The organism is Agrococcus sp. HG114, assembly GCF_024723325.1.
Classification (GTDB): domain Bacteria; phylum Actinomycetota; class Actinomycetes; order Actinomycetales; family Microbacteriaceae; genus Agrococcus.
The window spans coordinates 24,071-34,926 of record NZ_JANQCH010000010.1 but is presented as its reverse complement, the minus strand read 5'-3'; the positions used below and the strand labels follow the sequence as shown (position 1 = coordinate 34,926).

Annotated in this window: 10 protein-coding genes and 1 tRNA gene; 10 read left to right on the top strand and 1 reads right to left on the bottom strand. The window is 73.2% G+C overall.

The window, feature by feature from the left end; all coding sequences use genetic code 11:
• A partial coding sequence (locus tag NWP09_RS02370) for a permease prefix domain 1-containing protein (protein WP_258273942.1) occupies nt 1-261 on the bottom strand: 261 nt, incomplete at its 3' end.
• Nucleotides 262-296: 35 nt separating this feature from the next.
• Here NWP09_RS02370 and gltX point away from each other — a divergent pair.
• From gltX to NWP09_RS02320, 10 genes are all read left to right on the top strand, one after another.
• On the top strand, nt 297-1,787 hold the full coding sequence (gltX, locus tag NWP09_RS02365) for a glutamate--tRNA ligase (protein ID WP_258273941.1): 1,491 nt from the start codon (nt 297-299) through the stop codon (nt 1,785-1,787).
• Complete coding sequence (locus tag NWP09_RS02360) at nt 1,787-2,698, top strand: NAD(P)/FAD-dependent oxidoreductase (RefSeq protein WP_258273940.1); 912 nt, start codon at nt 1,787-1,789, stop codon at nt 2,696-2,698. Before gltX ends, NWP09_RS02360 begins: the two co-directional genes overlap by 1 nt.
• 98 nt (nt 2,699-2,796) lie before the next feature.
• The gene (locus NWP09_RS02355; RefSeq protein WP_258273939.1) at nt 2,797-3,543 is read left to right on the top strand and encodes a hypothetical protein; all 747 of its coding nucleotides are present in this window, start codon (nt 2,797-2,799) and stop codon (nt 3,541-3,543) included.
• 102 nt (nt 3,544-3,645) lie between these two features.
• Nucleotides 3,646-3,717, top strand: a tRNA-Gln gene (locus NWP09_RS02350).
• An 80-nt stretch (nt 3,718-3,797) separates the two neighbouring features.
• On the top strand, nt 3,798-4,199 hold the full coding sequence (locus tag NWP09_RS02345) for a DUF1304 domain-containing protein (protein WP_258273938.1): 402 nt from the start codon (nt 3,798-3,800) through the stop codon (nt 4,197-4,199).
• A gap of 134 nt (nt 4,200-4,333) precedes the next feature.
• Nucleotides 4,334-5,773 carry an APC family permease gene (locus NWP09_RS02340; RefSeq protein ID WP_258273936.1) on the top strand — a complete coding sequence of 480 codons (1,440 nt, stop codon included), beginning with the start codon at nt 4,334-4,336 and terminating at the stop codon, nt 5,771-5,773.
• 2 nt (nt 5,774-5,775) lie between these two features.
• Nucleotides 5,776-7,101, top strand: a complete 1,326-nt coding sequence (locus tag NWP09_RS02335; RefSeq protein ID WP_258273935.1) for a glutamine synthetase family protein — start codon at nt 5,776-5,778, stop codon at nt 7,099-7,101.
• A gap of 19 nt (nt 7,102-7,120) precedes the next feature.
• A complete protein-coding gene (locus NWP09_RS02330) occupies nt 7,121-8,260 on the top strand; it encodes an amidohydrolase family protein (RefSeq protein ID WP_258273934.1) in 1,140 nt (379 codons plus the stop codon).
• On the top strand, nt 8,257-9,501 hold the full coding sequence (locus NWP09_RS02325) for a M20 family metallopeptidase (protein WP_258273933.1): 1,245 nt from the start codon (nt 8,257-8,259) through the stop codon (nt 9,499-9,501). The genes NWP09_RS02330 and NWP09_RS02325 overlap by 4 nt, the downstream gene beginning before the upstream one ends.
• Nucleotides 9,498-10,856, top strand: a complete 1,359-nt coding sequence (locus NWP09_RS02320) for an aspartate aminotransferase family protein (RefSeq protein ID WP_258273932.1) — start codon at nt 9,498-9,500, stop codon at nt 10,854-10,856. Before NWP09_RS02325 ends, NWP09_RS02320 begins: the two co-directional genes overlap by 4 nt.

Below are 10,856 nucleotides of genomic sequence, written 5' to 3'. Positions count from 1 at the left end.
GCCGTGGTCGGCGAGCATCGCGGCCGAGAGCTCGCGGGCGATCGCGGCCGGGTCGCCGAACTCCGCGACGGCGGCAGCTGCGGCGGCGTGCTCGGGCTCGCCGGCCTCGACGCGAGCGGAGACCGCCTCGCGCAGGTCGCCCTCGAGCTCGCGCGCGAGCTCGCGGCGCTGCCGTCTCGAGGCGACGACGGCGCGCTCGAGCCGGCCGACGAGCACGGTGACCGGGTCGTCCGCCTCGCGGTGCTGGGGGTCGCGCGGCACCCCTCGATCCTCCCACGCCTAGGATGGGAGCCATCATGAGCGTCCCCTTCTCGACCGCCACGGGCGGCGATGTCGTCGTCCGCTTCTGCCCCTCGCCCACGGGCACGCCGCACGTCGGTCTCATCCGCACCGCCCTGTTCAACTGGGCGTACGCGCGCCACCACGGCGGCAGGATGGTGTTCCGCATCGAGGACACCGACGCGGCTCGCGACAGCCAGGAGTCGTACGAGCAGCTGCTCGAGGCGATGCGGTGGCTCGGCATCGACTGGGACGAGGGCGTCGAGACGGGCGGCCCGCACGCGCCGTACCGGCAGTCGCAGCGCGGCGAGATCTACGCGGGCGTGATCGAGCGGCTGCGCGAGGCGGGCCACCTCTACGAGTCGTTCGCGACCGCCGAGGAGATCGAGGCGCGCAACATCGAGCGCGGCCGCGACCCCCGTCAGGGGTACGACAACTTCGAGCGCGACCTGAGCGACGCCGAGCGCGAGGCGCTCCGAGCCGAGGGGCGCCAGCCGAGCCTGCGGCTGCGGGTGCCGGACGAGGACCTCTCGTTCGACGACCTCGTGCGCGGCGAGATCACCTTCCCGGCCGGCTCGTTCTCCGACTTCGTGGTCGTGCGGCCGAACGGCGCCCCGCTGTACACGTTCGTGAACCCCGTGGACGACGCGCTCATGGGCGTCACCCACGTGCTGCGCGGCGAGGACCTGCTGTCGTCGACGCCGCGCCAGATCGCGCTGTACCGCGCGCTCGCCGACATCGGCGTCGCGACCGCCATCCCGCGGTTCGGGCACCTGCCCTACGTCATGGGGGAGGGCAACAAGAAGCTCTCGAAGCGCGACCCGCAGTCGAACCTCTTCCTCCTGCGCGAGGCCGGATTCATCCCCGAGGGCCTGCTCAACTACCTCGCGCTGCTGGGCTGGTCGATCGCCCCCGACCGCGACGTGTTCACGCGCGACGAGCTCATCGCGGCGTTCGACGTCGCCGACGTCAACCCCAACCCCTCGCGCTTCGACCCGAAGAAGGCCGAGTCGATCAACGGCGACCACGTGCGCATGCTCGCGCCCGACGACTTCGCCGCGCGCCTCGAGCCCTACCTCGGCCGCATCTTCGACGGCGCCCCGAGCGACGAGGAGCGCGCGCTGCTGCAGCAGGCGGCGCCGCTCGTGCAGGAGCGGATGCAGCTCATCGGCCAGGCCGAGGACATGCTGGGCTTCCTCTTCCTCGACGACGCCGACATCCACCACGACCAGGATGCGGTCGCGAGCCTCGGCGACGACGCGCACGCGGTGCTCGAGGCGTCGCGCCGCGCGCTCGCCGAGCTCGAGTCGTTCGACACGGCCTCGATCGAGGCCGTGCTGCGCGAGGTGCTCATCGACGGCCTCGGCATCAAGCCGCGCTTCGCCTTCACGCCGCTGCGCGTCGCCGTCACGGGCCGCCGCGTCTCGCCGCCGCTGTTCGAGTCGCTCGAGCTGCTCGGCCGCGAGTCGGTGCTCGCCCGCATCGAGCGGCTGGCCGCGAGCGTCTGATGGACGTCGACGTCGTCGTCATCGGCGCCGGCCCGGCGGGGCTCGCCGCCTCGCTCAACCTCGCGCGAGCGCAGCGCACCGTGAGGCTGCTCGACTCGAACCGCCCGCGGCACGCGGCGACGCTGCAGTCGCACGGGTTCATCACGCGCGACGGCATCTCGCCGCTCGAGCTGCGCTCCCTCGGCCGCGAGGAGGTGCTGGGCTACCCGACGGTCTCGTTCGAGCGCACGACCGTGCGCCAGGTCGTCGCGATCGACGGCGGCTTCGCGGTGCAGGCCGAGCAGCGCGGCGCGAGCGCCGAGAGCGAGACCCGGGCGTCGGCCGTCCTCATCGCCACGGGCCTGTCCGAGACGCTCCCCGCCTCGCACCACGTGCGGCCCTGGTACGGCACGAGCCTCCACTCGTGCATGGACTGCGACGGCTACGACAAGCGGGGCCAGGCGCTCGCCCTGATCGGCGAGACCCCTGACCTCGTCGACCGCGCCATGGTCATCCGCCGGCACACCGACGACCTCGCCGTCTTCACCAACGGGTCGGATGCGGTGGACGAGGCGGGCGAGGCCCGGCTCGCGGAGCACGGGGTCGCGCTCGAGCGCACGCCGATCGCCGCGATCGAGGGCGACCGGGACGGGATGCGCGCGGTCGTGCTCGAGGACGGCCGTCGGAGCGAGCGCACCGGCGGCTTCGTGCGGCCGTGGTGGCACCCGCAGCTCGAGTTCGCCGAGCCGCTCGGCCTCGACCGCGACGCCGACGGCCTCGTGCTCGTCGACCGCGCGCAACGCGCATCCGTCGGCGGCGTCTACGCCGCGGGCGACATCACGCCGGGCTTCCGGCAGCTCGCCGTGGCGGCGGGCGAGGGCACGATCGCCGCGTCGGTCATCAACCGGGACCTCATCGCCCGGAGTCGCTGACGGCAGCTCGCGGTCGCGCGGCCGCATCCAGCAGGACCGGAGGGCCGCGCGCGGATGTACCCTGATCTGCACGCGCTGCATCGTGCAGGAGGCACCCCATGACGCTCATCGACGATCGCCCGGCCCAGTCGGCAGTGCTCACGCCGCCCGAGCGCAAGGCCCGTCGCAAGCGGTTCCTCTCGTGGCTGATGCCGGCGATCGGCATCGCCCTCATCGCGGGCATCTTCCTGCTCACGCAGCAGATCCTCGCCGGCGGCCTCGGGCAGCCCCGCGAGGCGCTGCCCGAGGAGGTGTCGGCGAACAACACGACGCAGTTCGGCGAGGCCGGCACCTCGTACGCGGTCCAGTACCAGGTCGTGACGCTCAACCTCAGCGAGCGCCCCATCCCGGCCTCCGACCTCTCGATGGCCGATGACGCGCAAGCGGTCATCGCGCCGGGATACGGCTTCCTCGACACGACGATGTACGTGGGCGAGGGCGGCGGCCTGAACGGCGAGGGCTACTTCTCCGAGATGATGTCGTCGGTCACGGCGACGACGGAGCGCGGGGTCGTGCAGCGGTTCGACATGCAGCGCGCGCCCGTCGGATGGGCGGAGTTCCCGTCGGCCATGCGCGCCGTGCAGACCGGGTCGGCTGCGTTCGGGTGGGACGTCGACCAGGCCGACATCGACGCGTTCGCGACGGCGACGGCCGAGGCCGTGCGGCGCGGCGAGCCCAGCTCGTGGCAGATCCGGGCGACCGGTCTCATGGGGGTGCCGGTGAGCGGCTCCGTCGACTGCACGGGCGAGGGGCTGTGCACGCTGAGCTACTCCGTCGACGTCTCGGGTCAGGCCGTCGGGCGCTGAGCGCGCGCCGCGCGGGCGGCGGATGCGGTGGGCGCGATTCGCGCCCGGGTTGCGGTTCCGGTATGCTCGTCTCTTGGCTCGCTCGCTGAGGCATGCGGCCATTGGGGTATGGTGTAATTGGCAACACGGCTGATTCTGGTTCAGTTGTTCTTGGTTCGAGTCCAGGTACCCCAGCACTGCGAAGCCCCGCGAGAGCGGGGCTTCTTGCATGCTCGGGTGCTGCGGCGGGGATGACGGCGCCTAGACTGCCCCGCATGGACCTCGCCGTCATCGCCGCGGTCGCCGGCGCCCTCGCTGCGGCGGTCCACGGCTACATCTTCGTGCTCGAGACGCTGCGGTGGGAGGAGCCGGGCACGCGGCGGGTGTTCGGCACGACGCCCGAGCAGGCGGCGCAGTCGCGCCAGCTCGCCGCGAACCAGGGCGTGTACAACCTGCTGCTCGGGGTCGCGGCGCTCGCCGGCATCGTCATGCTGCTCGCCGGCGCGCGCGGCGCGGGGCTCGCCGTGCTGCTCACGGCGACCGGCATCATGCTCGCGGCTGCGCTGTTCCTCGTCACGAGCGATCGCACGAAGGCGCGAGCCGCGGTCGTGCAGGGCGCCTTCCCCGCGGTCGCGGTCGTCACGGCACTCGTCGCGCTCGGGCAGACCGCCGGATGAGGACGCGGCGCGACCGTCGTCGGCATGCGCGCCGAGCCCCGGAGCGTGTGTAATGTCTGTTACACATTGCTCCGAATGGCGGCTCGCCGTCTGATGAACGTCAACGACGACGTTCGAGGGAAGGGTTCAGATCCATGGCTTCGACGGTGAACGCGCAGGACCGCACGACCGCGACCCCCCGCAGGTCGTTGCGCCTCTGGGAGGTCGTCGCGATCTCGGTGGGCTTCATGGGACCGGTGATGGCGATGTCCCTCAACGGGATCGGCGTCGCGGGCCTCGTCGGATCCGCGGTGCCGTTCACGTTCCTCGTCTCGTTCGTCGGCACGATGCTCGTCGCGTACGCCTTCATCAGGCTCACGCGCACGATCACGCACGCCGGCTCCGTCTACGCGCTCGCCGGCGCGACGCTCGGTCCGCGCGCCGGGTTCTTCGGCGGCTTCGCGCTGCTGGGCACCTACCTGTTCTTCGCCGCATGCATCGCGGGTGCGTGCGCCGTCTTCTTCGAGGCGATGGTCGCCGAGCTCGGGATCGCGCTGCCGGGGTGGTCGTGGATGCTCGTGCCGGTCGTCGTCGCGGTGCTCGCGCTGCTGCTCAACGTGCGGGAGTCCACGGTCACGGCGCGCACGCTGCTGGGCATCGGCTTCGTGGGCATCGCCGCGATGGTCGTGCTGTCGGTCGTCATCATCGTGCGCGTGGCCGTGGGCGCTGCGCCCGTCTCCACCGGCGTCGACCTGTCGGTGCTGCTTCCCGGCGATGCTCCCGTGAGCGCCATCATGACCGCGGCGGTGTTCGGCTTCCTCTCCTGGGCCGGCTTCGAGTCGGGCACCTCGCTCGGCGAGGAGACCCGGAACCCGAAGCGCGTCGTCCCCATCGCGCTCCTGCTCGCCGTCGTGCTCGCCGGTGCCATCTACGTGCTCGTGATGTTCGCGCAGACCATCGGCTTCGGCACCGACGCGGCCGGCGTCGAAGCCTTCAGCACCGCGTCCTCCACGCTCACGACGCTCGCCTCCACCTACATCGGGCCGTGGTTCGCGGTGCTGATCTCGGTGCTCGCGTTCCTCGTCGCGTTCGCGTCGCTGCTGAGCTCCACCGCCGCGGCATCCCGGCTGCTCTTCGCGCTCGCCCGTGACGGCTTCGGCCCCGAGCGGTTCGCCCGGCTCAGCCCGAGGACGGGCGTGCCCGTCGCGAGCACCGTCTTCGTCGTCGTGCTCACCGTCGTGCTCGCCGTCGCCCTCGGCCTGTTCGGGGCCACGAGCGTCGACGCCTACTACTGGTACGCCACGATCGCCACCCTGTGCATGGTCGTCGCCTACGCCATGTGCTCGGTCGGCGTCATCCGCCACACCTTCGCGCGCGGCTCGCGAATCCCCAAGTGGGAGGCCGTCATCCCGGTCCTCGGCATCGCGTTCCTGGTGTACGTCTACGTCATCCAGATCGCCGGGCAGGTCGCGCCGTACACGTACTTCCCCTGGATCGCGGGGGCGTGGTGCCTCATCGGCCTCGTCATCGTGCTCGCCAAGCCCGCCCTCGCCGACCGCATCGGGTCGCGACTGACCGCAGAGGACCTCGCCTGATCATGCACGCCGGCGCACCGCGCGAGAGCGCACCCGAGCTCGACGAGCTCATCTTCATCGCGACGACCGACATCGCGGCGCGGACGAAGGGGCGATCGATGCGCCTCGCCGACTTCGGGCCCGACACGTCGCTCGGCTGGGTCCCTGCCAACCTCGGCATCGGCTCACTCGGCCACATCGTCGACGACATCCCCTACGGCTCGACGGGCGATCTGCGCCTGAAGCCCGACCACGGCTCGCTCACCCGGGTCGACGGCATCCCCGGCCGCCCGCCGCTCAACATCGTCTTCGCCGACCTCGTCGACACCGACGGCTCGCCCTGGGAGAGCTGCCCCCGCACGTTCCTCCGCGACGCCGTGGCGCAGCTGCGCGAGGAGTTCGGCATCACGACGCGGTGCGCGTTCGAGCACGAGTTCGTCGACGTGAGCGCGAAGGGCGACCACCATCCCTTCTCGCTGCAGGCGTTCCGGAACGCAGAGCCCATCGGCTCCGCGCTCATGAGCGTGCTCCACCGCGCGGGCCTCGAGCCCGAGACTTGGCTCCCGGAGTACGGCCGGCACCAGTACGAGATCACGGTCGCCCCGACGGATCCGCTCGCGGCCGCCGACCGGGCCATCCTCGTGCGCGACATCGTCTACGACATCTTCGACGCGCACGGCCGCGAGGCGTCGTTCGCACCCGTGGTGGCACCCGGCGAGACCGGGAACGGAGTGCACGTGCACTTCGGGCTCGACGACGCCGAGGGGCGCACGCTCGTGTTCGACCCTGCGCGCCCGGGCCGTCTGTCCGAGCTGGCCGGCAGCTTCGCCGCGGGCATCGTGCGCCATGGCCCGGCGATGGCGGCGCTCTTCGCGCCGCTCGCCACGAGCTACCTGCGGCTCGCGCCGCACAACTGGTCGACGGCGCGCGCGTTCCTCGGCCTGCAGAACCGCGAGGCGCTGCTGCGCATCTGCCCCACGAACGAGATCGACGGCCGCGACCCGAGCCGTCAGCTGCACTTCGAGTTCCGGGGCGGCGACATCGGCGCCAACCCGTGGATCCTGCTCGGCATGATCCTGCGGGCCGGCATGCAGGGCATCCGCGAGGGGCTCGAGACCCCCGAGATCGTCGAGGGCGAGCTCGACCTCGACGGTCGCCACGCCGGCCTCGCCCGGCTCCCGCGCGACCTCGAGGAGGCGCTCACGATGCTCCGTCGCGACAAGGTGGTCTCCGGCTGGTTCTCGCCCGCGTTCCTCGCCACGTTCGAGGCGATCAAGCGCGACGAGTTCGCCTCCGTGCAGGCGCGCTCGCTCGCCGAGCAGTGCGAGGTGTACACGGGTGTCTACTGACCTGCGAGCGGATGGCCCGATGCACGAAGCGCTGGACGGCATCCCGCTGATCGACCACCACTGCCACGGCGTCATGGTGGCGCCGCTCGAGCGAGCGGCCTTCGAGGACCTCATCACGGAGTCCGACTGGGCGGCGCCGGAGGGCACGTCGCACTTCGACACCCAGGTCGGCTTCGCCATCCGCCGCTACTGCGCGCCCGTGCTCGGGCTGCCGGCCTTCGCGAGCCCCGACGACTACCTCGAGCGCCGCCGCGAGCTCGGCGCCGAGGCGAGCGAGCGCCTGCTGCGCGCCGCCGGCATCAGCGAGTACCTGATCGAGACCGGCCATCGGGGCGACGAGATCCTCGACCCCGCGGGCATGGCGGCGGCCTCCGCCGCGAGCACGCACGAGGTCGTGCGCCTCGAGCGGCTCGCCGAGGAGCTGCTGGAGGAAGGGTGCGAGCCGCGCGCGTTCCGCACGGCCTTCGCGCGCCGCCTCGACGAGCGGCTCGAGCGCGCTGTCGGCGTCAAGTCGATCGCCGCGTACCGGATCGGCCTCGACTTCGATGCCGCTCGGCCCGCCGACGCGGAGGTCGACGCCGCGGTCGAGGCGTGGGCAGGTCGCCTCGGCACGGGGGCCGCGCGCCTCGAGGATGAGGTCATCATCCGCCACCTGCTGTGGACGGCGGTGGACCGCGAGCGCGCGATCCAGTTCCACGTGGGCTACGGCGACGCCGACGTCGACCTCCACCGGTGCAGCCCGCTGCTGCTCACCGGCTTCCTGCGCGCGACCCGCGACTCGGGGGCGCGCATCCTGCTCCTGCACTGCTACCCGTTCCAGCGCGAGGCGGGCTACCTCGCCCAGGTCTTCCCGCACGTCTACTTCGACGTCGGGCTCGCGATCAACTACACCGGGGCGCGTTCGGTGGAGGTGATCGCCGAGACCCTCGAGCTCGCGCCGTTCCACAAGATCCTGTTCTCGTCGGACGCCTTCGGCGTCGCCGAGCTCTACCACCTCGGGGCTCTGCTGTTCCGCCGCGGCCTCGGGCACGCGCTCGACGCCTTCGCCGCGCGCGACGGCTGGCCCCTCGCGGAGCAGCGGCGCGTCGCCGAGCTGGTCGCGTGGCGCAACGCCCGGCGCGTCTACCGGCTCGATGCCGCGCGGACGGACGAGGCGTGAGCGCGGACCCCGCTCGGCTCGTCGAGCTCGCCGCCCGCTGGAGCGCAGCGCTCGAGCGGGAGCTCCCCGCGGCGGTGGGGCTGCGGCACGACCTGCACGCGATGCCGTGCCTCTCCGGCGAGGAGGGAGCCGCCACGGAGCGCGTCACCGCCCATCTCACGGACCTCGTGCGCTTCGACGAGGTCGCCGGCACGGGCGGCATCGCACGGCTCGGACCCGCCGCCGGGCCCACCGTGGCCATCCGCGCGGAGCTCGACGCGCTGCCGATCGCCGAGCGCACGGGGGCGGCCTTCGCCGCTGAGGGCGCAGCGATGCATGCGTGCGGGCACGACGTGCACCAGGCCGCCCTTGCGGCGCTCGTGCGCGCATCCGCCGGCCTCGACCTGCCCGTCGGCCTCGTCGCGGTCCTGCAGCCGCGCGAGGAGAGCTACCCGTCCGGAGCGCTCGACATCCTCCGCGAGGGGGCGCTCGAGCGGCTCGACGTCGCCCACGTCATCGCCGCGCACGTGCACCCCGGCGTGCCGACCGGCGCGGTCGCCACCGGCAGCGGCTTCATCAATGCCGCAGCCGACGAGCTCGAGATCCGCATCGAGGGCCGCGGCGGGCACGGCGGCTACCCGCACGAGGGCGCCGATGTGGTCGCCGCGATCGCCCACGTCGCGATCGCGCTGCCAGAGGTGGTGCGACGCACCGTCTCGCCGCTGCACCCCGCGCTGATCAGCGTCGGCACCCTCACCGCGGGGGAGGGTGCGGCGAACGTCCTGCCGGCTGAGGCCCGACTCCGGGCCACGATGCGCACGACCGACCCGGGGGATCGCCGGCGGCTGTTCGACGCGGTGCAGGCGATGGCCGCGAGGACCGCCGAGGCGTTCGGGACGCGCGCCGAGGCGGTGCGCATCGAGGGCGAGCCGGTGCTGATGAACGACTCGGCGCTCGCGCTCGGGGCGGATGACTGGCTGGCGCGGCTCGGGGTCGACGCCGCCGAGCCGCTCCGCTCGCTCGGCGCCGACGACTTCTCGTACTTCAGCGAGGCGGTGCCCTCGCTCATGCTCTTCGTCGGCGTCGAGACCGCAGGGCAGCATCCGCAGCCGGCGCTGCACGATTCCCGCTTCCTCCCCGGAGACGAGTCGGTCGGCGATGTCGCCCGCGCGCTGCTCGCCGGCTATCTCGCGGCGGCCGAGCGAGTGCTCGGCCTCGAGCACCACCGGAGCGCGGTGGCTGAGGCCGCGGCCGCCGGATGATCGCTCCGGCCGGGCGCTCCCGCGCGGAGGTCGAGGACCTGACCGCTCGCGACGCGAAGGCCATCGCGGGGGTCGAGCGGCTGCGCTTCTTCCCCCTCGCCGCCGTGCGGGGCCAGGGGTCGACGCTCGTCGAACCAGGCGGTCGCGAGCTGCTCGACCTCAGCGCGAGCTGGACCGCCGCGGGCTTCGGCTACGGCGAGCCGACGATCGCCCGCGCGATCGCCGACGCGGCCGCGGCCCCGGCCGGCGCGTCGATCCTCTCGGGCACGCATCCCGACGCCGTCGCCCTCGCCGAGGAGCTCCTCGCGCTCGTGCCCGCGCGGTCGCCCGCCACCGCTCGGCGCGTGTACCTCGGCCATGCCGGGACGGATGCGAACGATGTGGCGCTGCGGGGCTGCCGGCACGCGACGGGACGCCCGGGCATCCTCGCGTTCGAGCAGGGCTACCACGGCGGCTTCGGCGTCGCGCAGGGCGTCTCGGGCGTGCACGTCGCCGCCGGCGCTCCTGCCGATCCCTTCGTCGAGCTCCTGCCGTATCCCGATCCGTTCCGCCCGCACACCGGCGACAGTGCGACCGCTGTCGCCGACGTCCTCGCCCGCTCGGCGCGCGCGCTCGAGCGCGGAACGATCGCGGCGGTGATCGTCGAGCCGATCCAGTCCGACGGCGGGGTCATCGTGCCGGCCGTGGGCTTCCTCGAGGGCCTCCGCGGGCTCTGCGACGCGCACGGCGCGTACCTCGTGCTCGACGAGGTCAAGGTGGGCCTCGGACGCACCGGTCGCACGCACGCCTTCGAGCACGAGGCGGTGCTGCCGGACGTGCTCACGCTCGGCAAGGCGCTCGGCGGCGGCCTGCCTCTCTCGGCCGCGGTCGGGCCCGCGGAGGTGCTCGACGAGCCGGTCGCGTCGGCCCTGATGACGACGATCGGCAACCCGATCTCATGCGCGGCGGGGCGCGCGGTGCTGCGGCTCGTGCGGGACGGGGAGGCGACGCGGAACGCGCGCCGTCGCGGCGCGCAGCTGCGCCGCCTGCTCGAGGACTACGCCTCGAGCGGCCGACCCGGCGCGGCGCACGTCGGCCACGTCCGCGGGCGCGGGCTCTCCCTCGGCGTCGAGCTCGTGGAGGGCCGCGAAGGCGCTGCGCCGGCGACCGCGCTCACGGCGCGCGTCGCGTACCGGTGCTGGGAGCTCGGCGCCGTCGCGTACCCGGTGCGCGGCAACGTGCTGGAGCTGACGCCGCCGCTGACCATCTCGGAGCGCGAGACCCAGCAGGCTGCGTCGATCGTGGCGCAGGCGATCGACGACGCTGTCGCGGGGCTCGTCTCGGACGAGCAGCTCGCGCCGTTCCAGGGCTGGTGA